This is a genomic window from uncultured Alteromonas sp. (assembly GCF_963976965.1).
Classification (GTDB): domain Bacteria; phylum Pseudomonadota; class Gammaproteobacteria; order Enterobacterales; family Alteromonadaceae; genus Alteromonas; species Alteromonas naphthalenivorans.
Window position 1 is genome coordinate 38,793 of record NZ_CAXBMP010000016.1, and the last position, 23,688, is coordinate 62,480.

Genomic DNA, 23,688 nt, shown 5'->3' on the forward strand with positions numbered 1-23,688 from the left:
ACAAGCTAGGCCAAAAGTAACACCGAGCAAAAAGTTATACTGAATAAAAAGTTACGCTGAATAAAAAAACGAACAATGGAGTAGTGCCTGCCAATGCCTAACGAACCAAAAATTGCCAATAACACTATAGATGAAGCCGCAAATGCAGACATGGCTACCGAATTAGCGCTTGAAGAAAATTCGCCGGTTGCGCTCATAACCGGTGCAGCGAAACGCATTGGTGCCACCATGGCAAAAACCCTTCATAGTGCAGGTTATCGTGTAATTATACATTACGGCCATTCAGCAGAAGACGCTAACGCATTGGTGAATTCATTAAATGCCGAACGGCCTAATAGTGCTATTTGCTTACAGGCCGACTTGTGTAAGTTAGAGGATATTACCCGCCTAGCTGAACAAGCCACTGCACCAGACGCTTTTTCGTTGGGCAGTAACACAGTGCATGCCAATTCGAACCCGGAGGCTGATTCAAGTGTGAAAGCTAAGGCCCGCATTGATGTATTAATTAATAACGCATCTAGCTTTTACCCTACTCCCCTTGGCGACATTTCTGCCAACGACTGGCAAGCATTAGTGGGCAGTAACGTACAAGGCCCTTTGTTTTTGTCGCAAGCGTTATGGCCTACTTTAAAAGCAAGCAACGGCTGTATTATCAATATGGTTGATATGCACATAGACCGGCCACTACCGCACCATACGGTGTACGGCCTTGCTAAAACGGCGTTGGCGTCTATTACTCGTTCACTGGCGGTTGAAATGGCACCCGAGGTGCGGGTAAATGGTATTGCACCAGGCGCTATATTATGGCCTGAAAGAGAATTGGAGCACGACCAAAAGCAACGATTACTCGATAGTATTCCATTGGGCGGGCTTGGCTCGCCTGAAGATATAGCAAACACCGCAACATTTTTAATTTCAGCTAATTATATTACGGGGCAAATTATTTATGTGGATGGTGGAAGAAGCCTACACACGAATGCGTCGGCATAAGTACGTTAATGAAGCGAACCGCTACGCTGCAAACGTGATTGCTGGAAAAACCATGCGGCTAGTTAGCGTTGTGATGGCGGTTAGCTTATTACAAGGGTGCTTTGGTGCGCCTAGCATTGATGACACCATGGATGAGTACACCACCCGTTTGTCTAGGGTGCTGGATAAGCCTTTAACACACGAGGCTTTGTCACAAGAGGCTTCGCCAGACAGCACATTTGTGGCGGCAAGCAATATCGCCCTGCCTTCTCACACCTACCCAACACTTGCTGAACTTGGCAACAACGTGAACCCGTTGAATATTAATATACGAGAGTTCTACGCCATACAAGATTGCGAACTTGGCCGAATAGTGGCTGAAAGAAACACGGCCTTGGGTAAAACACAGTTACCTTCACAGCGTCTACAGTACGAGCATCGCCTATTGAACGTATTGGCAAATTGCGAAGCTAGGCTACAGGCCGCTGATAACCCCATTGCTAGTACCGTGGCGGAATGGCGTAAACAAAAGCAAACTCAATATCAAAGCGTGTGGGCAAAGGTAGTGCAAACCAGTACTGAGATGAAACTAGGGCTAAGCATGGCGGGGGCGCCATTACAGGCAAGTGAAAATAAAGATGCCAAGGCATCGGTTAATGCGCTTAACTTTATCAATGGCTTAGCAAAAACATTGAAGCATGAAAGTGTTGTTGAAGGTAAACTTCAAGCGACTCATGAAAGCGCAGGCGATGGTAGCGTTGCTAATGCTAGTTTTGAAGATGCTAATTTTGAAGGCGCTAATTTTGAAGCCGCTAACATTGTTGAAAAGATTGATAAAGTTAACGTTGAAGTTAGCGCGAGCGACAGCGGCGAGCTTGAGCAACAATTACAGATTATTGCGTCTTCCCGGCTTCCGGCAAAGCTATGGCAAACACAAGCTATATTGCACAACCGCTTAGTTTCACTGAACCAAGTGTTAGCGCCTGCGCTAAACAGCGTACAGTGCAAAAATGGTGTAACAAGCGACAAAGCCACCATTCTTCGAAATGTGTTTTACTTGTACTTTATAGAAGAAATTCAACCCATTGCGAGCACGCTAAATAGTTACCACTACCAGCTACAACCTTTATGGAAACAATGGGCAGAAAACGCCGCGTTAAGCGCCCCCTTTAAAGCGCACATACGCACCCACGCTATTGATAATTTTGTACAATACAGTGCCACAATGAAAGCCCATGTTTCCTTATGGCAAGACTTTCTAGGTCGCTGCAATTTATCACCCACCGCGCCCTAGCTTTACTTATCACATTTGTAGCGTGGTACAGATTAACCTGGCATTATTTAATGTGCATAGCTTAGCCAATGCGGCTAAACGTTATGAACGTTCAACACCCTTGTACTGACGGTATCTTAAGTAAGCTAAAGAATATTTTCACCGCTTTCAGGGTCGCGGGCTTTCTTCGCTTGCTCTCTAATATCTTCGGCCTCACTGCTAACGTCTTCGTTTTCATTTTCAAGCGCTGAATTAGCACTATTATCCGATGTATTGGTCTGCGATTTAGATGCGGCAAGACTCGATGAAGACGCATTATTCTCTACAGGTTTACCTGTTATTTCTAAGGCTGGCTTTTTGCTGCCTGCTAATTCGGTATTTTTACTTTCACAAAAGGGTTTATTTAGCGACGTGAAACCGCTGGCTTCATTGATTGTATCTTCTTTACTAACCGATTGATTAGACACTATGGCTAACCCATTGGGGAAAACACGTTCGCGGGCATCATCTGGCATACTAATATTTTCTTCAGTGAAACGCCCTACAATTTGGCGCATAAGCAGCGACGACATTTTAAGCACGCTGGTGTCTTCAACATTCACCCAAAAATACACTTTTAAGTTGTAAGTGGATGCCCCCAAATTATCTATTAACACTTGGGGTTCAGGATCTTTAAGTACCTTTGCGTGGCCCGATATTATTTCAACTGCCAAATTCTGTGCATTACGAATATCGGCGTCGTACCCTACTCCCAATACAAAATGACCGCGCATAAGTGGGTTGGCGGTTAGGTTTTTAATCACCCCTTTGTAAATTGTCGCGTTAGGTATTTGAATATGATTGCCGTCGAAATCGACCATGGTAGTGGCACGCGACGTTACCTTTTGAATAATGCCCGTAAACTCGTTTATCTCAACAATATCGCCTATTCGAAATGGTCTTTGAATGGTAAGCAATAAACTAGAAATAAAGTTTTCGGCAATATCACGAAAGGCAAAACCAAGAATTAACCCTACTACGCCAGTTCCGCTTATAACCGCCACCGCAAAGCCCGTTAAACCTGCCATAAACAGGAATAAATACACCCCAAGCAATATAATAACCAAGCTAATAGAACGTTGCGCTACCGACTTAATTAACGGGGTCAGCGAAGAGAAAGAAAACGGCTTGAGCAGCAACCGGGATAGCGGGCCCGCTGCAATAATAAACAGCGCCATAATTAACAAGCCTACACCAAGGCCGGGTAAGCGATACAAAAAGCCATGCCATAAATCTAATAGCACCGACTGGGCTTCGGTAAAGTTTTCTACCCCAGAGGAAGGCGCAACTGTATCTGCTGCCAATAAAGCTAAGGGCAATATGTTTGTTAGAATGAAATTTGTTACGTCGAGCTTTGTTAGAGAGAAATCGACTAGGTTAAAAAAAGCCGTTAAAGAATTGATGATGCCCACCTTCGCTCCTTGAAATGAGGTTACTTACCACGGGTGAAGCCAAACAATATAAGCTTCACCAAGTTAACTTGTAACTAATAATTGTCACTAATACTACTTAGCATATTTACAGATAGGATACGCATAGGCTTGTGTACTGGTTTACACTTTCATGCACTGATTTACGCTATGGTCCAGCTACCACCAAATATGAGCCCAAGCCAATGGTGAATAAAAAGCTTCCCCAAATAGCATGTTCTATTACCACTATGGGTGTTGAATTTGTTTGCATGTAACGATAGCCAAATATAGCACCACCAAACCACGATATAACAACCGCCACCCAATTGCCGTAAATCAGATGCGCCAAACCGAAAACAAAGGTACTTAAAATCCAACGCGCATTACGTGAAGGTAGAATGCGTTTATATCGATGGAAAAAGAAGGTTCTAAAAATAATTTCTTGGGGAATAACCGACACCACGGGGTACACCAATAAGGTGACTACCCACATCCATGGCTCGTTAATCGGCCAATGTAAAAAAAGCTCAGGCTTAATGAGATAAACACACAGCGCAAGCAAACTTGCCCATGGTAAAAAAAGCTTAAGAGTACTTTTTAAATGACGGCCGTAATCTTCCCAATGCCATAGTCGAATTCGTTGGAATTGTTTGTCGGCCAGTAGCACACATAAACAAAACAAGCACACGATCGCCAAAATAGGCATAAGCCAGTCGGCAACGTGGTTAATCCAGTAAAGAACGGCAATGGGCAGTGCAACGAACAAGATGATCAATTCAGACCATAGCTTTACCACGAACAACCCCTACTTAATTGCAAATTGATGACAGAAATGTGAACTTAAAAAGATAATGAAATTATAGTGCCAATTCGCATAGAAGTCTTACGTTGCGGCGTTATACATTAGGCGTAAATAAGTAAGTTACTAAAACGCAGCGTGTTTTTTGAATTTCTGGCAGTGGAATAAAGTGTGAGAATAGAACATGATGGCACGTGACGATGGTATGTGACGAAGGTACGGCGGTTGCGGTTTGCTTATTAACACGCAATAAACGCTCACTTCGTGTGTATAAATAACACACAAATAAGCACTGTTGCTGAAATTTATTCCTTCACGGTAATTTTCCTTCAGGGTAATGTTGTTATTTGCTAAAAAGCATCAATATAGTTGCCAACCCAAAAGAACGCGACACACACTGAGCAGTTGAAGATTATTCCCTATGGCCAAAAATTCGAACGATGTTATTAAGCAAATAGAGAAGCATTACGCGTCTTTATCGCCATCAGGCCAAACTATTGCTCAGTATTTACAGCGCAATCCTATTGCGGTTGTTACCCAATCAACCTCTCATATTGCTGAACAAACCAACACCTCGAAAGCCACGGTAAGTCGCTTTTTTCGTCAGCTTGGTTTTGAGTCGCATCAAGAAGCAAAAAATACGTTGCTTACCCTACGCGAACAGGGCGTGCCTGTTAGCCCTAGCACCACAGCGGTTCTTCAGCACGAACAAGAATTGAATAATATTTCGCAAACCTTCGACAATATTGATATTGCTACCCTTACTGCCATTGCTGAAAAGCTGGCAAACGCGCAACAAATTACACTTATCGGGTTTAGAAACGCTTATCCATTAGCGCTGCATTTTCGTCAACAACTTAAGCAAATTCGCACCTCGGTAAGGCTTTTGCCTCAACCTGGGCAAACCTTAGGGGAAGACTTAGTCGATTTAGGTAAAGATGATGTAGTGGTATTGTTTGGGTTTCGTAGGCGCACTCGCCAGTTTAAACATGTGTTACATACCCTATCTCATTGCCAAACCATTCTTATCACCGACCCTACCGGGCAAGTATACCGAGATAACGTAAAGCATTTATTGGTATGTCATTTAGGCAATCATTTAAGTTCACAGGTAGATAACTACGCACCATTCGACAGTTATGCTGCCCCAATGAGCTTGGTGTCTACCCTATGTAACTTTACGTATTCTGCCTTGGGCGACAGCGCATCAAAGCGTGTTAAGGCCATTACTAGCCTGTATGGCGACCTGGATGAATTAGAGCCTTCCGAGCGAAAGTAGTATGTAAAGTACGATTTAAAATAACATGCAAAGTAGTATTAACTACTTTTAATTGGTTGCTTTTTAAGCAAGAATAAAAGATCGAATTACTAAATAAGCACGTATAACAATTCGTGTTGCCACACGAGGTACAAAGAGACAACTGCGCTGTTCTCCCGTAAGTAAGGCAACCAAGCATTTGATGTTGGAGTTGAAATGGATAAATCCCACCTTGTTATAGAAGAGTCTAGCAGAGTTTTAGCATTTTGGTTTAATGAACTCACCCCTTCCCAGTGGTTTACTCAAGACTCCGCTCTTGATCGTACTATCGCATCGCAATTTTTAACCTTGCACCGCGCTGCATCACAAGGTGAACTATGGCCTTGGCGAGCTACGCCTTCAGGCCGGTTAGCGGAAATTTTATTGCTTGATCAGTTTTCACGAAATATATACCGAGACACTCCTCACGCTTTCTCGCAAGACCCCATGGCTTTAGTATTGGCCCAAGAAGCGGTGAGTGTTGAGGCCGATAAAACCCTTACGCCTCAGCAATGTATATTTTTGTACATGCCATTTATGCATAGCGAATCTTTGGCTATACATGATGTTGCACTTCAACTTTTTGCGGTTCCAGGGTTAGAACAGCAGTACGATTACGAGTTGAAACACTTACGCATTATTGAGCAATTTGGCCGTTATCCTCACCGAAACTTAGTGTTAGGCAGAACAAGCACTAAAGAAGAGGAATTATTCCTCAGTCAACCTGGTAGCCGGTTCTAGTGCATATATCTCACTGCATATCACACAGTGCCTATAACTCATCGCATATATTGCATATATTGCATATAACACGCCAGTTGCATATAACACGCCAGTAACAAACGTTTCACTTGACAACAAAGAGAAACGATTGTTTCATGGAGGTATATTTTTCACTATTGCGAATGTGCCGTGTCTTCTCCTTTTGTTTCGATCCCTGCTGACAATAAAATAAACGCTGAAAGCGCTTCAGATTCTAGACCAGATTCTGCTGTAGCCAGTGCCACACCAACAGCTGGCGAACTAACTGGTATTAGCTTGAAGGGCTATGCTTTAGCGGTAAAAGACTTATTTCACATTAAAGGGCTACCAACCGCAGCCGGGAATCCCGATTGGTTGGCGACGCACTCTGTGCCAACGGCCACCAATAGCACAGTTGAAAAATTACTTGATGCAGGCGCGACATTTAAAGGTAAAACAATTACCGATGAACTGGCTTATAGCCTTCACGGTCAAAATAAACATTATCCGCAGCTGGTTAACCCCATTGCACCTGCGCACATTCCTGGCGGTTCATCTTCAGGTTCAGCCGTTGCTGTGTCGGCACATTTAGCTGATATTGGTTTGGGTACAGACACAGGTGGCTCTATTCGCGTTCCTGCCAGCTATCAAGGGTTGTGGGGGCTGCGTACTACCCATAATGCTATACCGTGTGACAACATGGTGGCGTTGGCACCGTCTTTCGACACCATAGGTTGGATGACTCGCGATCTCGACACCCTAGAGAAAGTCAGCCAAGTTTGTTTAGTTGATGCTCCGCAAAACGAAATCGGTGCAGATAAAACCGACGTAGCCAACGGTGACTCAAATATAAGCTTAGTACGAATTGGTGCCGTTCAACACTTACTACAAAGTGCTAAACACGGTGTTTTGACCACAAAATGGTTAGAAACACTTAATGAAAAAGCAGATAGCGACAATGCGGGTTTTACTATTACCCCGATTACCGAACACGAATTAGATTTATCGGCACTGAATACTGCCGCGACTTTTCGCGTATTACAAGGCGCTGAAATTTGGCAACAGCATGGCCAGTGGATAACAGATACATCCCCTGACATTGCTCACGATATAATGCTTCGACTAAATTGGTGCGAAACGATTTCTGAACAGGAAGTTGAAGAAGCCAAGAAGCAGCAAGTGGCGTTTCAAGAATACATAAACAGCTTATTTGAAACTGTAGACGTATTATTGATACCCACTACCCCCGGTATTGCACCCCGGTGTGATGCTGACGAAGAAACATTAGCGAACGATAGGAATGCCCTGCTGGCGCTTACCTCAATTGCAGGTTTAGCAGAGCTTCCACAAATTCATATGCCGCTATTTACCCTACAAAATGCCCCATGTGGTTTATCACTGGTAGGCAAAAAAGGCAGCGATCTTGCACTCATTAAGCTAGCGAAAGCACTGACAGCAAATTAATTGGTCATACTAGGCTTATTGAATATACAAGGTTGCATTGGCCAAATAACAAATGGATAAAAAAAGACAATGAGTGAAAAGCATAACGTCGGCTTTACAGCCCCTCACTTTGCGGCATCGCAAGTGGGTTTGAATATTTTAGAAAAAGGCGGCACCGCGATTGAAGCAATGGTGGCCGCCGCTGCGTCTATTGCCGTTGAATACCCTCACATGAATGGCATGGGTGGCGATGGGTTTTGGCTAATTAGTGAACCTGGCAAAGCCCCTATTGGCATTGATGCTTCGGGCGTTGCCGCATTAGGTGCTACACCTGAATTTTATAAAGACGAAAGTGCCATTCCTAGCCGAGGCGGAAAATCAGCCTTAACTATGGCCGGTGCTGTTGCTGGTTGGAATGAAGCATTAAAAATAAGCCACCAGTGGCAAGACGGCCTATCGCTTAATACGTTGTTTGATACCGCCATTAGCCAGGCTAATTGGGGTATCGAAGTTACGCAAAGCTTAGTAGACGCCAGTAATAAAACCTTTGACGATTTAGCCGGCGACCCAAATTTTGATCAGTTCTTAATTAAGGGCAAAGCACTTAAAAAAGGCAAAATTCTTAAACTGACGGCCTTGTCTAAAACACTTAGCCACTTAGCGAAAGCAGGGCTTGATGACTTTTATCATGGCGAACTCGCTAGCAAACTGGCTACCGACTTGGAAGCCGCTGGCTCACCTATTCGTATTGAAGACTTTAACCAATACAAAGCACAAATTGTCGAGCCGCTTTCGGTTACGACCAGCAAAGGCACCTTGTATAACTTGCCTGCGCCTACCCAAGGTGTGGCGTCGTTAATTATTTTAGCGCTGTACGACAAAGTACAGCACTTAGGTTCTACCGATGCAGATATGGTGCACTTATTAATTGAATGCACCAAACAAGCGTTTATTGCACGAAATGCGAACGTTACCGACCCATCACGCACGCCTGTTGATTTGTCTAGCTTATTAACTGATGAATCGTTAGATGAAATGGTTAAACACATTTCGGTAGAAAAAGCACAGCCATGGCCGCACGTGGCGAAACCTGGCGATACCATTTGGATGGGTGCGTGTGACAGCGAAGGCCGAATGGTAAGTTACATTCAATCGCTTTACTGGGAATTTGGTTCAGGCATTGTTAGCCCACAAACCGGCATTGTATGGAATAACCGAGGTACTTCGTTCTCGTTAGATCCAAATAGCAACCAATACCTAAAGCCGGGGTTGAAACCGTTTCATACGCTTAACCCTGCGTTTGCCGATTTAGCCGATGGGCGACGCATGAGTTACGGCACCATGGGCGGTGAAGGTCAGCCACAAACACAAGCGGCTTTATTTGCCCGCCATATTTATCACAACCAACCTATTGATAAAGCCATTGCCCTAGGCCGCTGGTTATTAGGCCGTACTTGGGGTGATGAAAGTAACAACTTAAAAGCCGAGCGTGACTTAGCCGAGTATGTAGGCGAAAGCCTTATTGCCCGAGGTCACGACATGGTGACTGTCGACCCTTGTAACGAATTGATGGGCCACGCTGGCGCGGTTATTCGCGCGCCAACAGGCACAGTAAGCGCAGCAAGCGACCCGCGAAGCGACGGTAAAGCGTTCACTGATAAGGTGTAACGCCGCGAAAAATCTAAATTCTAGGTTTAATCAAACGATAACATCTAGCAGCAACATTACCCCAAGCCGCTTTATCGGTGTGTTGCTTTTGGCTTGTTTTTAAAGGACGTCCACCCCTTTTAAGATAAGCCAGAGCAACCCGCCATAATTTCATTGGGCATACATGTTTTAGCAAGCACACATTCACAACGAGATCTTTAATTTATGCAGTTTTTACTCGATAACATGACGGTAATTTTATCGTTAATTGGTACAGGCGTGTTCGCCGGATTATTGGCTGGCCTATTAGGTGTAGGCGGCGGTATTGTTATAGTGCCGGTCCTGTTTTTCTTATTTCAAGCACTAGGGGTATCGGCTGAAAGCGCCATGGTGATTGCAACTGCAACATCGCTAGCCACTATTGTACCTACGTCTATTAGCTCTATTCGCGCTCACCATAGCAAAGGCAACGTAGACTTTGCCCTACTTAAGGCTTGGGCAGTGTTTATCTTAATTGGTGTATTAGCAGGTAGTTACTTAGTCACGGTACTGGACGCTAACTTTCTAACGTTGATGTTTGGTGTTATTGCCACGTTATCTGCTATTAACATGCTAGTTGGTAAAAAAGATGCCTTGTTTAACGGCCTACCAGGTCGTGTTGGACAGTCTATTATGGCAGCGTGTATCGGCTTTTTTAGTTCCATGGTTGGCATTGGTGGCGGCACGCTTACCGTCCCTACACTTACCTTTTGTAATTACCCAGCGCACAGAGCAGTAGGTACAGCAGCCGCTGTTGGCCTAATTATTTCGCTGCCTGCCGCTATTACTCTTTTATTCGTAGGCACTACGCCTGTTGATGCGCCGTTTGCTACCTACGGTTACGTTAACCTACTTGGTTTCGCGTGCATTGTGCCGCTAACGGTAATTTTTGCGCCAATTGGTGCAAGCATCGCCAACAAGTTAGATGCTGGTCTGCTTAAGAAAATTTTTGCTGTTGTTCTCATTATTACTGGCCTGCGCATGCTTGCGCAGGTGTTTATCTAGGAGCCTATTATGACTGGTTTTGCACCATTAACACCTCCACCACGCCTTTTAATGGGCCCAGGCCCTATTAACTGTTATCCGCGTGTATTGTCGGCCATGTCTACTCAGCTAGTAGGCCAATACGACCCTGTAATGACAGGCTACATGAACGAAACCATGGCGCTGTACCGCACGCTATTTAATACCAAAAACCAACAAACCATGTTGATTGATGGTACGTCGCGGGCAGGTATTGAAGCGGTGTTAGTGTCGGCTATTGAACCTGGCGATAAGGTGCTAGTGCCTATCTTCGGGCGTTTTGGCCACCTATTGGCTGAAATTGCAGAGCGCGCCGATGCAGAAGTTCACACTATTGAAGTGCCGTGGGGTGAAGTATTTAAACCCGAGCAAATAGAAGCGGCCATTAAGAAAGTACAGCCTAAACTATTAGCCATAGTACAAGGCGATACGTCTACCACTATGTTTCAACCTCTTGAAGACATTGGCGCTATTTGTGAAGCCAACGACGTGTTGTTCTATTGCGATGCCACCGCATCGGTAGGGGGTAACCCGTTAGAAGTAGACAAGTGGAAGCTAGATGCAGTGTCAGTGGGTTTGCAGAAATGCTTAGGCGGCCCTTCAGGCAGTGCGCCCATTACCATGAGCCAAAAGTTTGTTGATGTGGTGCGTACTCGCCATCACGTTGAAGCTGGTATTCGTGATGCACATCATGAAAGTGCCCGCGGCCCGAAAATTCGGTCTAACTATTTCGACCTTGGCATGATCATGGATTACTGGGGTGACGAACGCTTAAATCACCATACCGAAGCCGCAACCATGCTTTATTGCGCCCGTGAATGCGCTATTTTGCACCTTGAAGAAGGCCAGCAAAATGTTATTGCACGCCATAAAGTGGCTGGCGATGCCATGCTAGCGGGTGTTCAAGCCCTTGGCCTAACGCCATTTGGCGACCTTGCCAACAAAATGAGTAACGTTGTGGGCGTGGTTATTCCTGATGGCGTACACGGCGAACAAGTACGTGAAGACCTGCTACTGCGTTTCAACATTGAAATTGGCACCAGCTTTGGCCCCCTTAAAGGGAAAATTTGGCGAATAGGCACCATGGGTTATAACGCGCGCCAAGATGCGGTGTTGCATACCCTTCAGTCGCTAGAAACCGTATTACGCAAGCAAGGTATGTCGCTACCGGCTGGTGCTGGCGTAGACGCTGCACTTGCTGTGTATTCGGGAGCCATGAATGTCTGAATTTTCTGATGCGGCCGCGCTAGTAATGGCGCGCTGTGAAGCACTAGGTTCACTAAGCCAAAACCCAAGCTGTTTAGACAGGCGCTATTTAACCGAACAACACAAACTGGCCAATCAGCTAACGTCCGGCTGGATGATAGAAGCCGGTATGACAACCTGGCAAGACAGCGTAGGTAACATTTGGGGCCGCTATACATCAGCCGTACCCAATGCACCTCGCTTAATTATTGGCAGTCATTTAGACACGGTGCCAAATGGCGGTAAATACGACGGCATGTTAGGTGTAGTTGCACCGGTAACGCTCATGGCCATGTTCAGCGGCGAAGGTCGACAGTTTCCTTTTCACATTGATATTGTTGGCTTTTGTGACGAAGAAGGCACCCGTTTTGGTACTACCCTATTAGGTAGCCGTGCGTTAACAGGCAAGTGGCAAGACGAATGGCGCAGGCTAAAAGACGAAGATGGCATTTCCCTAGAAGATGCGATGAAAAACTTTGGGCTGGATTTTGATGCTATTAACAGCGCCACCATTGCACAAACTGACTTGCTGGGTTACTTAGAACTGCATATTGAGCAAGGCCCAGTGTTAGAGCAAGAGAACTTACCTGTAGGTGTAGTAAATGCTATTGCTGGTGCGAAACGCTTTTCATTAACGGTTACCGGCATGGCAGGACACGCGGGAACTGTGCCTATGTCGATGCGCCACGACGCCTTATGCGCCAGCGCCGAAATGATTTTAGCGGTAGAGTCTATTAGTCAACAGCGTCCAGGTGTTGTGGCTACCGTGGGTAAAATTGAGAACGCGCCCAATGGCGTGAATGTGATTTCTGGCCGATGCCAGTTCTCTTTAGATATTCGCAGTGAAGAAGACCCATTGAGAGATGCCGCATTGGCAGAGATTTTGCAAAAAATCAACGACATTGCCGTGTTACGCAATGTGGAATTGAAGATAGAGCAAACACACAGTGCGCCAGCGGTTCATTGTGATAGTGCCCTACAAAATACATTGCTTAAAGGTGTAACTGAAGCAGGCATAGTACCCAAAGTACTGGCCTCGGGTGCAGGGCATGATGCAATGGCAATGGCTGAAATATGCCCTGTTGCTATGTTATTCACACGCTGTAAGGGTGGCATTAGTCACCATCCGGCTGAGTCTATCACCACAGACGATGTTGCCGCGAGTTTAGCGATAATGCACCATAGTCTTCGCACGTTAAAGTACTAAAACTTAGTTCTAGCCTACGCAAGGTTCACGTTTAAGCATTATTCGTTAAATGATAAGAAACAGGTATGAGTAAGATGAAGATAGCAAGGATATATAACGACGATGAAGGCAAGAGCCACTTTGGAGAAATTGATATTCCACTGAAAGATGGCGGGCCTATTGGACTGTTATCAGAAAAGTTTGGCGCCGATAAAATCATCTTTAGGGAAACGCCAGCAGACTATGACTTTAAATGGCACCCTGCGCCAGCACGCCAACTTCTGTTTATCTTAAAAGGCCGCGCAGAGTTTACGGTTTCTAACGGTGAACGCCATGTATTTGGTTCTGGTGATGTTATCTTGCTAGAAGATACGGAAGGTGAAGGTCACTGCTCAAAAGCCATGTACAACGAAGTGCGTCACTCCATCTTTGTTACGCTAGATGAAGGTGTTGAATTTTAATTACTTTCATCGTCTTGCTGTTAATTTGAGCGCGTCATATTGGCGCGCTTTTCGTTTTAGAGCACCAACTTGGTGCGACATATCTTTAGAACTCGTTCCTTTCCACCTTTCTTCTAAATAAAAATAGCGGTTAATCATTGAGTTAACCTTCTTATAGACCATAGACTAAGTGGTCAGCTTCTTGCAAAAACTCGCATTATAATTTTAATACTGCTGTAGTACTCATGCGTTTGCGACTTACCTTTTTGCCTTTCTATCTTGTTGTATTTATCTCTCTTACCAGTTTTGCTTATAAAAGTGTTGCCGCACCCAGTGCCGTAGCCAATTCTTCATCTTCTACTTCTACTCCCTTTTCTATGCCGTTGTGGTTTGAAGCTTTCAAAAAAACAGCGACACCACGCCAGATGTATCAATTTTTACACGCCATGCCAAAAGGCGGTGATTTACATCATCATTTGTCAGGTTCAGGGTTTAGTGAATGGTGGTACGAACTGGCGGCCGATCCTACAAAAAATGGGGGGTATACCTATTACACTCAGGTAAGTATCAAACCATGCCCTTCAGACCCACAAAGTGCCTTACGCTTTCATACCATCAGCGAAACGACATGGGCTAAATTACCTCAGTGCATTCAGAAAAATTACACTGAATTAGGCTTGCTTGATAACAATTTAAAACGCGAGTTTATGGATAGTATTCGCTTACATACGGCGTCGGAAGGACGAGAAGAATTCTTTTCTACCCATTGGCAACGGTTAAACGAACTGACCGCAAACCCCACGTTAGTGTCAAAAATATTGCTACGTAACATGCAAGCTTACCAAAAGGAAAATCTGCAATATTTGGAAACCCAGGTAAATGTTCGCTATACAAAAAAACCAGATGGAAGCACTTATACGCCCGACGAAGCCTTAGCCATTTATACCGACATGCTTGCCAGTGACGAGGCACAAGCCACGCAAGTTACTGTTCGTTTTCAATATGCTGTTGTGCGCTTTTTACCCGACGCAGAAGCACAACTAGCATGGATTTATGACTTTGTAGATAGCCACAGAGAATTATACGTGGGCATTAATTTAGTAGGCAGAGAAGATGATATAAACGGGCAACCGAAACGGTTTGCATCAATACTTCGTAAGCTTCGTGCTACATACCCTAAAGTTTCATTGGCCTTTCACGCTGGTGAGTCAGAAACCGCCGATTCAAATGTGCGAGACACCTTATTGCTTGGTGCAGAGCGCATTGGGCACGGGTTAAATACCATTTTCGACCCAGATACGCTATTGCTAATGAGAAACAGCCAGTACCTTATCGAAATTAACCTTATTTCCAACTTACTGCTTGAATACATTCCCAGCTACGATACCCACCCCTTTCCAGAATATTTGCGAACAGGTATCCCTACCGCGCTATCTACCGATGACAGAGGCATGTTCGACTCCACATTAACCGATGAGTTTTATGTCGCGGTAACCGAATTCAACTTAAGTTGGGAAGAAGTACTCACATTAAGCACCAACAGTTTGCAGTACAGCTTTTTACAACCGAATGTGAAAGCCCAGCAACTTACTTTATTTCATCAACGTGTTGCTGAATTTGAAACTCAAGTGGCATCAGATACGGTGCCTACCTCTCCCCCAATGTTTCGTGCATTCATCTGTAAATTTGAAAACGAACTGTGCAGCGGCAATAGGGATTAATCATGCAAGAACAACATCAAGATTTACTCTATAGCCTGCACGACAAACCAAATGCGGTAGCATGCTTAACCGCTGCGTTTCAGCACATGCTGGCGAGCTTTATTGGCGTGATAACGCCTACATTAATTATCTCTGCCACCTTAGGGCTTACAGAACACACTGCCTACCTCATTTGCATGGCGCTTTTTGTTAGTGGTGTGGGCACCTTTATTCAAACTAAAAAATTTGGCCCAGTGGGCAGTGGCTTGGTGGCCATTCAGGGCACCAGCTTTGCGTTTATTAGCGCGTTGCTTTTAGCTGGCATGAAGGTAAAAAATGAAGGTGGCAGTAGCGAAGAAATTTTATCCCTTCTTTTTGGCCTTACATTAGCGGGCGCCTTGGTTGAGGTGGTGTTTAGTTTATTTGTTACGCAACTTAAACGCATTATCACACCATTGACTACTGGCATTGTTATTACTGCCATTGGCTTATCACTGATTAATGTTGGAATGACAGATTTAGCCGGTGGATTTAATGCTGAGTCATTCGCGAGCTTAGATAATTTAGGCTTAGGAGTAAGCGTTTTACTTATTATTGTATTTTTGAACGCGTCGAATAATCACTGGGTACGACTATCGGCTATTTTTATAGGCATGACCTTGGGTACCGCCTATGTGTGGGTCACCAAAGGATTAGACTTTTCCCACTTAAATGATTTACCCGCTATTGCGGTTCCCCAGCCTTTTGCGTTTGGTATTAGCTTCGACATTACCTTGTTTTTACCTATCGCACTTATCTACTTATTTACTGCAATTGAAACCGCAGGCGATTTAACCGCGAATAGCTTGTTTTGCAAAGAACCTGTGTCTGGCCCACTTTACTTATCGCGTATTAAAGGTGGCATTTTAGGTGACGGACTTAATTCTATGATTGCGGGCGCCTTTAACACGTTTCCGAATACCACCTTTGGCCAAAACAACGGCGTTATTCAGCTAACTGGTATTGCAAGTAGAAAAGTAGGTTTCTTCGTGGCGGGCATGTTTGTATTTGTTGGCTTGTTCCCTGCTGTTGGCGGTGTACTACAAGCTATACCTAAGCCGGTGTTGGGCGGGGCAACGTTGGTTATGTTTGCCATGGTAGCAGTGGGTGGTCTAAAGCTACTTGCCAGCTACGCGCTAGATAGAAGAAGCAGCTTAATCACCGCGTGTGCGTTAGGGATGAGCATTGGTGTAATGATGGTGCCCAGCGCATTATCTCAATTACCTACTTGGCTTGAAAACGTTTTACTTTCCCCGGTTACCTCTGCGGGCTTAACCGCTATCATTTTAGATCTTTCCTTACCACGTGCACCGCAAGAAACAGCGGAAGTCACCTCTGAGACTCAGAGTGAAGTGTAAAGAACGAAATTGGTGCAACATATAGGGCAAATATCACAATGCTGGTGCAGAGAGCCATCAGCATTGTTCTGCTTCACATTTTGATAACATCATCACTTTTCTAGCCTAGAAAAAAGTTCAATAAAATCATTAATTTAAATTTATTTAATTTCCTGACCAACTGGACAAGAAGCTGGCACTCATTGTGCTTTTACCCATACAGAAAAATAAAAAAGTATAAAAAGCCTTTTAAAAGGTTATTAAAAATAGAGGAAACCATGATTAACACTACATTCAAGCTTAACCCACTAGCCCGTGCGCTAGCATTCGGTCTGACGTTGTCAGTGCCTTCAATCGCACTTGCACAAGAGGCTGAATCTGCGCCGAAAGACGCTGACGTTGAAAAAATTGAAGTAACAGGCTCTCTGGGCAGTTTGCCTGGTCAAGATGTTGAATCAGTTTTTGGTTTTGGAAAATCAATTCTTGAAACACCGCGTTCTGCATCAACGATTTCTCAAGAACAAATGGAGCGTTTTAACGTTTCGGATATTGATGAACTAGTGGCATTTGCACCTGGTACATTTACCCAGTCATTCTTTGGTGTAGCAGGTTCACTTGATGTACGTGGTACACCTGGTGAAACTTACTTCCGTGGTGTTAAACGCCTAGATAACCCGGGTAACTACCCTACCCCAATTGGTGCTTCTAGCCGAATTGATATTGTTCGTGGTCCTGCTTCTCCTATTTATGGCCCGTCTAAAATTGGTGGTTACTTAAACTTTAACCCTAAATCTGCTCGTGCTTCATCGGGTCAGTATTTAGAAAAGCCAGAAGGCGCAATTTCTTATACTACGGGTTCTTGGGATAAGAGCGTACTTACTGCCGAAGTGGGTGGTCCAGCGCAGGTTGGCGACAAAACAGTAGGTTACTACCTGTACGGTGAAGTTGAAAACTCAGATAGTTACTACGAGAACACACAGACTGACCAAACTATTTTACAAGCCGCTTTCAACATAGATATTACTGATAACCTACGTGTTGAATTTGGTGGTATGTACCACGATTACGATGGTAACCAAGTTGCTGGTTGGAACCGTTTAACACAAGAGCTAATTGACGACGGTACGTATATTACAGGTACTGCACAGCCGCTTGATACAGACGGCGACGGCTCAATTAGTCACGAAGAATATGGCGCCGTAAACATTGCGGGTAACAGCTTCTTCTACGTGCCTGGTGCTGCATTTACCGATGATGAAGCGACTGCCCTAATGGCACTTGAAAACGTAGGTACGACTACCCTAAGCGGTAGCCAAGTATTGGTTGCGCCAGATGACCAATTGGGTAACGAAGCGATTACTTTCTACTTCGATACTATTTATTACGCAGACAACTGGGAAATTCGTAACCAGTTCTTCTACGATTCATACGATAACATCAACGAAAATGCGTACGGCTTCTCGCAATTCCACGATAGCTGGGTAATTGAAGATAAGATTGTTTTCGCGACAGAGTACGAAAACGATAGCTTGTTAGCACAATTTCAAATTTCACCGTCAATTCGTTACACCGACTTTTTACACGGTGATGACTTTACGTACGAGTACTTTAACCGTCGTGATTTAACAATGCCTTCTTCGGCGCTTGATAGACGCTTGCTATCTACTCGCTCTGGTATGAACTACGATAACTACGATGAAGGTAACTACCTTGATTTAGGTATTGGCGCCATGACCGACCTTACTTGGGATTGGGGCTTAAACCTTGTACTTGGTGTTCGCTACGATACGATTGATATTGAAACGACATCTCGCCAAGATTTATTGTTACCTAGTGCACGCATTGAAGGAAATGAAGGTACACCGGTTTACGCTGAAGACACTGTAGGCGGTTGGTCTTGGAATACCAGTATTTCTTACGAACTTCCGTTTGGCCTAATTCCTTACATCACGGCTGCTGAGCAAGCAACGATTGTTGCGGGTCAAGGTGCTGAAATTGGTGTTGGCCAATTAGAAAGCGGTGCGTTCGATACCTCAGAACTTTTCGAGTTTGGTATTAAAGGTTCATTGCTAGACGATACCCTTTACTTTGCACTTTCATCATTTGAAATGGAAAGAACCGACTTTAGCAGCCAAAACACAGTTACTAACAACACCACGAATAACAAAGGTACTGAATTTGAACTTCGTTGGGTTGTTAACGAAAACTTAGTAATGTCTGCAGGCTACACAAACATTAAGGTTATTAACCTTACTGCACTTGAAAACGGCAACCAGTTTGGTTTCCTTGGTGCTGAAGACTTAACAAGCCTTACCGATCCATCGCTTGTATTTGGCGGTAACGTGATTGGCTTGAACTTAATTGGTGAAGGTTTTGCTAACACTGATGCACGTAAGGCGGGTATCCCTGAAAACGTGTACACAGTAACGGCAACTTACGACTTCCAAAACGGCTATGCAGCTAACCTAAGTGTGGTTGACGTTGAAGAAGTAGCTTCTGGCTTCTCTGCTTCGGTAATGCTTCCAGCATACACGTTAGTGAATGCAGGTGTTTCTTATCAGGCAGATGACTGGTCTGTTAACTTTACTGTTAAGAACTTAACTGATGAGCGTTATTTCCGCGCTAACTTCCCTGACTTGTTTGGTAGCCAGGTTGTACTACCTGAATTACCACGTCATTGGAGCGCGAAGTTCGCCTATAAGTTTTAAGACGCTGTCTTAACGCTGTTGTAATAATAAACGTTATAAAGGTAAATCTACCCTCGTAGATTTACCTTTTTTTATACCTAAGAGGACAATTATTAATGCGCTATATCGCTAATGCTATTCTCGCCCTTTCTTTTTTTTCTTCTGCTGGGCACTGCGCTGAAACAACCGATACTCGCCCTATTGAGATTAAAGCCGTTGTGGTTGCCATGTTTGAAATTGGTGAAGACGAAGGTGACAAACCCGGTGAGTTCCAACTTTGGAAAAAAGGCCAAAAGCTTTCAACACGCTATGCCCTGCCCCATGCCCACCATGATATTTTTGTTAATGAAGAAACTGGCGTATTAGGTATTGTAACGGGTATGGGTATCGCTCGTGCCTCTGCCGCTATAATGGCGCTTGGGTTAGACCCAAGGTTCGATTTAACGCATGCTTACTGGCTTGTAGCCGGTATTGCAGGCATGGATCCTGCCGATGGCACTATTGGCTCTGCCGTATGGACTGACTATGTGGTTGACGGTGACCTAGCCCATCAGATTGACGCACGTGAAATTCCAAGCGATTGGAAAACCGGTTACTTCCCGCTTTTCACTCATTCACCTTACGCTAACGCAGCGTCAGTAAACCCCGAAAAAGCGCCTAACGGTGAAGTCTATATTTTAAATGCGAGTTTAAGAGAGTGGGCGTTTAATCTTACTAAAGATAAGGCGCTACCTAATACCCCTGCTATGGATAAACTGCGAGCGACTTATACGGGATTCCCTAATGCGCTTACTGCTCCAACGGTTATGACGGGGTCACATTTATCGGCATCTACATTCTGGCACGGCAAATTACTTAATGACTGGGCAAACGATTGGGTGGGCTACTGGACGCAAAGCAAGGGTAACTTTGTGACTTCAGGCATGGAAGATTCAGCCACACTACAAGCGCTTACTTACCTAGACAATGCTAACTTGGTTGATAAAGACCGTGTTCTTATTCTTCGCACTGCCAGTAACTTTACTATGCAGCCAGCAGGGCTAACGGCAGCTAAGAACTTAGAACTAGAAAGCTCTGGCGAAGGCTACGCGGCACTTCAGTCTGCTGTAGAGGCTGCCTATGCTGTAGGGTCGGTGGTGATTGAGGAAATTACGACAAACTGGGATACGGTTAAAAACGAATTACCTGTTAAGCCGTAGTAAAACTGCAATTACACGCTATTTGTGACAGCGGGCTTCCGCTGTCACTGATGTATTGCAAATGACTTACTAAGCAATACTTTCTTAAGCTCTAAGGTGACATTGCGTTGATCGACGGGTTTACACAAAAACGCTGACATTCCCGCCTCTTTACATGCTTCTCTGTCTTCTTCGGACGTATTAGCCGTTACTGCTACGATACTACCTTGACTGCGTATCAATCCTTCTTCAAGTATGATTTTTGTGGCAGATACACCATCGAGCACCGGCATTGCACAATCCATGAAGATAAGATCGTAGTCTTTTTCTCTGGCCTTTTGTATTGCCACTTGACCGTCTTCAGCTTCATCGGCAATAAAGTTATATTTTTCCAACATCGAAGCAAGCACAATGCGGTTAATGTCATTATCGTCCACCACCAGAATAGATAATGGGATAGTGAGTAAACTTGATGATAAAGCATCGTCGTGGTCAAGTAGCCCATGCTTAGCGTCTGTCAGGGTGACAGGAAGCACAATATCAAAGTTAGTACCTACATGCATTTCAGAGCGGAAATCTATCTCGCCATCCATTTTCTCAACTAACTGCTTTACGATAGACAGTCCTAACCCTGTTCCACTGCCTTTAACGGCCGATTGCTTTTCCCCTTGTATAAAAGGAGTGAATAATGAAGCCTTAGTTACCCCATCCATTCCTTCACCAGTGTCTTCTATGGAAATTAGCAAATTAGGTAAATTGAACGCTTCTTTAAGTGCTAAGTGTATAGAAATGTGACCTCGTGAAGTAAACTTAATGGCGTTGTGCAATAGTTTGGAGATGATCTGCCCTATTCGATTGGCATCACCATTTATATAGGTATTTTCAGGGAACGAGAGAACCGCGAATAACCTAAGGCCTTTTTCTTTGCACAAGGGTTTAAATACATCAATCAACTCTTCTGCCATTGCCCGCACGCAGAAGTCATTTTTTTTCAGTACAAGCTCACCACTGGAAATTTCTGTGTAGTCTAAAACATCGTCTATAAGCATCAATAAACGGTCGGCGCTTTTCAGCGCCAAATCAGTTTTTCGCTCTCGAATATTCACTCGCTGCTCAAACTTTATGGCCTGTAACATTCCCGTAATACCATTAAGCGGCGTTCTTAGTTCGTGACTGATACGAGATAACAAATTACCTCGTTCGTTAAAGGCCGCTTCTACTTCTTTCTGTCTTGCTTCAAGCTCCAGGCGAAGCTTTACAGACTTATCAACATTTTGAAACGTACCGAATAACCGAACACATTGGCCTTCAAACATTTCAGCCATGCCGTGATTTTCGATCCATATAGGTTTTCCCTTTGCAGTTATGATCTGCAAGGTAGCGCTCCATGGTTCACCTGTTTCTATAGCGTGATTAACTAACCTTGTTATTTCATCACGATCTGCACCCTCTTTATAAAACTCGATAGCAGAGCCAAGCTCTGGGGCGTAGTTTTGAGGCACTTCATGGATAACGCGGGTTTGAGAAGACCAGAAAAGGGCATTTTCAACGATATCAACTTCCCACACACCGATATTTGCCACTGACTGTAGCTTTTCAAATAACTCGGCATGTTTAAGTGAATTGTCGTCTGCTCCACGTTCTTTTTGTAAAACGCTTTCCAGCCAGTTATCGAGCAACGATAACTTCCCTTTATCGTAGGAAAAATCGACATCTTCTATACTGTTTGCCAGTATTAACACAACGTGGTAGTGACCAACACGGTGAATACGGCCAATAATAAAGTCTTTCGCCGATAAATTTTGCTTTGCCCATAGTTTAACCTCAGCGCAGCTTTCTAACTGACTGGAAGGAAGAGAGTCAATATCAACAGGAAAAGGGGGGAGTAGGTATTTATTAGGCGCTAGAGAGGCGGCGGCTTTAGCGATAACGTCTATATGCTCACCCGTAACGTGCAAGAGTAAGCCTTGCTGCATGGATAATATGTCACAACCAGATTTAAGTACTTTTTCAAAGTTAAGCACTGTTGATGAAACGGAAATAGGGTACTGTTCTTTACTATCGAATTGTTGAGACATAGCAAACCGCCATTAAAATCAAGAAGCCCTCTAAGGGAGAGAGGAGCTACTACAGCTTTTACACTGCTCCATTAAGGCAATAATAGTGGTTTTACAAAAGAAAAAAAATTAAACAATAGGCTATTATTCTAACGGAGAAGCCGATTAACCTATTGCGCGATTACGCCCAGCTTCTTTGGCTTCAAAAAGAAAAATATCAGCTGATTCGATAAGTGAAGATATGCCGGTGTCTTGCAATTCATTAGCAGGCCTTACAGCATAGCCAGCGCTAATACTTAGCTTTCCATCCTTGCCCGCATAATGCGTGATATTCTCACTTCTTATTGCAGCCACAATGTCTTCAGCAACTTTCTTAACCCCGTTCATGTCGGTATACGGCAATACCAGCATAAACTCTTCACCGCCAAATCGAATGGCTGCATCTTTGGGACGGCGCGCATGCTCCCCAATAATGGCTGCTACTTGTTGAAGGCAGATATCACCTTGAAGATGGCCATAGTTATCGTTGTAAAGCTTGAAGAAATCGATATCCATCATGATGACGCCGAGCGAGCTATGATCACGAGCCACTTGTTTTACTAATAATGGAATTTCATTACTTAAGTACAGCCGGTTGTATAAGCCCGTTAACTGATCGTGAAACGTCAATCTTTCAAGCAGCTCTGTGCGTAGCTTACCTTGTAAGTGGTTTTTTATGCGGTGAACCAGTGTAGAGGCGGTAACCGGCTTCAGCACAAAATCAGAGGCTCCCACTTCCCAACACATATTTTCGGTTTCTACGTCAATGGTAGAGGTGACAAAGACAACAGGTATCTGGGCGGTATCAGCATTGTCTTTTAACGTACGACAAACAGTAAGGCCGTCGACATCCGGCATATTCATATCTAATAGAATGAGATCAGGCTTGTGCATCACACATTGGTCAATAGCCTCTTCACCGTTTGACGCAGAAATACAGTTAACAAAAGGCTCAAGTATAGAAGTAAGCAGCATTCTGCTAATAGGCTCATCATCGACCACGAGTACCTTGCATGCCGAGTATGGTTTTAGTTCTAACTGCATAAATTTAACAGGACTGTCTTAAGAGAATGAAGGGAAAAAAGCATAAAGTTATAT

General features: G+C 44.3%; 18 protein-coding genes. 14 read left to right on the forward strand and 4 right to left on the reverse strand.

From position 1 onward, the window contains the following. Window positions 1-150 precede the first annotated feature (150 nt). Both AAC006_RS13115 and AAC006_RS13120 read left to right on the forward strand, forming a co-directional pair. Window positions 151-990, forward strand: a complete 840-nt coding sequence (locus AAC006_RS13115; protein WP_339891644.1) for an SDR family oxidoreductase — start codon at window positions 151-153, stop codon at window positions 988-990. After that, a complete protein-coding gene (locus AAC006_RS13120) occupies window positions 977-2,263 on the forward strand; it encodes a DUF3080 family protein (protein ID WP_339891606.1) in 1,287 nt (428 codons plus the stop codon). The genes AAC006_RS13115 and AAC006_RS13120 overlap by 14 nt, the downstream gene beginning before the upstream one ends. A gap of 125 nt (window positions 2,264-2,388) precedes the next feature. On the opposite strand, the gene AAC006_RS13125 is transcribed toward AAC006_RS13120, so the two are convergent. Continuing rightward, window positions 2,389-3,693 (reverse strand): mechanosensitive ion channel family protein, encoded by a 1,305-nt coding sequence (locus AAC006_RS13125; protein ID WP_339891608.1) that lies wholly within the window; start codon window positions 3,691-3,693, stop codon window positions 2,389-2,391. A gap of 166 nt (window positions 3,694-3,859) precedes the next feature. Next, window positions 3,860-4,489 carry a CPBP family intramembrane glutamic endopeptidase gene (locus AAC006_RS13130; protein ID WP_057792568.1) on the reverse strand — a complete coding sequence of 210 codons (630 nt, stop codon included), beginning with the start codon at window positions 4,487-4,489 and terminating at the stop codon, window positions 3,860-3,862. Window positions 4,490-4,913: 424 nt separating this feature from the next. On the opposite strand from AAC006_RS13130, the gene AAC006_RS13135 reads away from it, so the two are divergent. The 12 genes from AAC006_RS13135 (at window position 4,914) to AAC006_RS13190 (ending at window position 20,515) form a co-directional block, all read left to right on the forward strand. Beyond that, window positions 4,914-5,771: a MurR/RpiR family transcriptional regulator gene (locus AAC006_RS13135; protein WP_057792570.1), complete on the forward strand. Its 858-nt coding sequence runs from the start codon at window positions 4,914-4,916 to the stop codon at window positions 5,769-5,771. 195 nt (window positions 5,772-5,966) lie between these two features. Next, complete coding sequence (locus AAC006_RS13140) at window positions 5,967-6,530, forward strand: DUF924 family protein (RefSeq protein ID WP_339891610.1); 564 nt, start codon at window positions 5,967-5,969, stop codon at window positions 6,528-6,530. 171 nt (window positions 6,531-6,701) lie between these two features. Then, window positions 6,702-7,994 carry an amidase gene (locus AAC006_RS13145; RefSeq protein WP_339349148.1) on the forward strand — a complete coding sequence of 431 codons (1,293 nt, stop codon included), beginning with the start codon at window positions 6,702-6,704 and terminating at the stop codon, window positions 7,992-7,994. 69 nt (window positions 7,995-8,063) lie between these two features. Continuing rightward, window positions 8,064-9,641, forward strand: a complete 1,578-nt coding sequence (locus AAC006_RS13150) for a gamma-glutamyltransferase (protein WP_013784602.1) — start codon at window positions 8,064-8,066, stop codon at window positions 9,639-9,641. Window positions 9,642-9,845: 204 nt separating this feature from the next. Further along, a complete protein-coding gene (locus AAC006_RS13155; RefSeq protein WP_013784603.1) occupies window positions 9,846-10,664 on the forward strand; it encodes a sulfite exporter TauE/SafE family protein in 819 nt (272 codons plus the stop codon). 9 nt (window positions 10,665-10,673) lie between these two features. After that, window positions 10,674-11,909: an alanine--glyoxylate aminotransferase family protein gene (locus AAC006_RS13160; protein WP_013784604.1), complete on the forward strand. Its 1,236-nt coding sequence runs from the start codon at window positions 10,674-10,676 to the stop codon at window positions 11,907-11,909. Continuing rightward, complete coding sequence (locus AAC006_RS13165) at window positions 11,902-13,134, forward strand: allantoate amidohydrolase (RefSeq protein WP_339891613.1); 1,233 nt, start codon at window positions 11,902-11,904, stop codon at window positions 13,132-13,134. The genes AAC006_RS13160 and AAC006_RS13165 overlap by 8 nt, the downstream gene beginning before the upstream one ends. Before the next feature lie 74 nt (window positions 13,135-13,208). Next, window positions 13,209-13,574 carry an AraC family ligand binding domain-containing protein gene (locus AAC006_RS13170; RefSeq protein ID WP_013784606.1) on the forward strand — a complete coding sequence of 122 codons (366 nt, stop codon included), beginning with the start codon at window positions 13,209-13,211 and terminating at the stop codon, window positions 13,572-13,574. A 224-nt stretch (window positions 13,575-13,798) separates the two neighbouring features. Continuing rightward, window positions 13,799-15,274 (forward strand): adenosine deaminase, encoded by a 1,476-nt coding sequence (locus AAC006_RS13175; RefSeq protein WP_339891615.1) that lies wholly within the window; start codon window positions 13,799-13,801, stop codon window positions 15,272-15,274. A gap of 2 nt (window positions 15,275-15,276) precedes the next feature. After that, window positions 15,277-16,650: a nucleobase:cation symporter-2 family protein gene (locus tag AAC006_RS13180; RefSeq protein ID WP_339891617.1), complete on the forward strand. Its 1,374-nt coding sequence runs from the start codon at window positions 15,277-15,279 to the stop codon at window positions 16,648-16,650. Between the two features lie 257 nt (window positions 16,651-16,907). Continuing rightward, window positions 16,908-19,337: a TonB-dependent receptor plug domain-containing protein gene (locus tag AAC006_RS13185; protein WP_339891619.1), complete on the forward strand. Its 2,430-nt coding sequence runs from the start codon at window positions 16,908-16,910 to the stop codon at window positions 19,335-19,337. A gap of 95 nt (window positions 19,338-19,432) precedes the next feature. Next, a complete protein-coding gene (locus AAC006_RS13190; RefSeq protein WP_339891621.1) occupies window positions 19,433-20,515 on the forward strand; it encodes a purine nucleoside permease in 1,083 nt (360 codons plus the stop codon). A 44-nt stretch (window positions 20,516-20,559) separates the two neighbouring features. Here the strand turns inward: AAC006_RS13190 and AAC006_RS13195 are convergent, their stop codons facing one another. Then, window positions 20,560-22,572, reverse strand: coding sequence for a response regulator (locus tag AAC006_RS13195; protein ID WP_339891623.1), 2,013 nt, complete (start codon window positions 22,570-22,572; stop codon window positions 20,560-20,562). Between the two features lie 144 nt (window positions 22,573-22,716). Then, window positions 22,717-23,634 (reverse strand): diguanylate cyclase, encoded by a 918-nt coding sequence (locus AAC006_RS13200; protein WP_339891624.1) that lies wholly within the window; start codon window positions 23,632-23,634, stop codon window positions 22,717-22,719. Window positions 23,635-23,688 lie beyond the last annotated feature (54 nt).

What these genes read in the sequence shown, in the direction of transcription:
- AAC006_RS13140 (WP_339891610.1), top strand. Translation starts at nt 5,967, where the DNA reads ATGGATAAATCCCACCTTGTTATAGAAGAGTCTAGCAGAGTTTTAGCA.
- AAC006_RS13115 (WP_339891644.1), top strand. Translation starts at nt 151, where the DNA reads ATGGCTACCGAATTAGCGCTTGAAGAAAATTCGCCGGTTGCGCTCATA.
- AAC006_RS13160 (WP_013784604.1), top strand. Translation starts at nt 10,674, where the DNA reads ATGACTGGTTTTGCACCATTAACACCTCCACCACGCCTTTTAATGGGC.
- AAC006_RS13150 (WP_013784602.1), top strand. Translation starts at nt 8,064, where the DNA reads ATGAGTGAAAAGCATAACGTCGGCTTTACAGCCCCTCACTTTGCGGCA.
- AAC006_RS13155 (WP_013784603.1), top strand. Translation starts at nt 9,846, where the DNA reads ATGCAGTTTTTACTCGATAACATGACGGTAATTTTATCGTTAATTGGT.
- AAC006_RS13175 (WP_339891615.1), top strand. Translation starts at nt 13,799, where the DNA reads ATGCGTTTGCGACTTACCTTTTTGCCTTTCTATCTTGTTGTATTTATC.
- AAC006_RS13180 (WP_339891617.1), top strand. Translation starts at nt 15,277, where the DNA reads ATGCAAGAACAACATCAAGATTTACTCTATAGCCTGCACGACAAACCA.
- AAC006_RS13120 (WP_339891606.1), top strand. Translation starts at nt 977, where the DNA reads ATGCGTCGGCATAAGTACGTTAATGAAGCGAACCGCTACGCTGCAAAC.
- AAC006_RS13195 (WP_339891623.1), bottom strand. Translation starts at nt 22,572, where the DNA reads ATGTCTCAACAATTCGATAGTAAAGAACAGTACCCTATTTCCGTTTCA.
- AAC006_RS13170 (WP_013784606.1), top strand. Translation starts at nt 13,209, where the DNA reads ATGAAGATAGCAAGGATATATAACGACGATGAAGGCAAGAGCCACTTT.
- AAC006_RS13135 (WP_057792570.1), top strand. Translation starts at nt 4,914, where the DNA reads ATGGCCAAAAATTCGAACGATGTTATTAAGCAAATAGAGAAGCATTAC.
- AAC006_RS13185 (WP_339891619.1), top strand. Translation starts at nt 16,908, where the DNA reads ATGATTAACACTACATTCAAGCTTAACCCACTAGCCCGTGCGCTAGCA.
- AAC006_RS13165 (WP_339891613.1), top strand. Translation starts at nt 11,902, where the DNA reads ATGTCTGAATTTTCTGATGCGGCCGCGCTAGTAATGGCGCGCTGTGAA.
- AAC006_RS13190 (WP_339891621.1), top strand. Translation starts at nt 19,433, where the DNA reads ATGCGCTATATCGCTAATGCTATTCTCGCCCTTTCTTTTTTTTCTTCT.
- AAC006_RS13200 (WP_339891624.1), bottom strand. Translation starts at nt 23,634, where the DNA reads ATGCAGTTAGAACTAAAACCATACTCGGCATGCAAGGTACTCGTGGTC.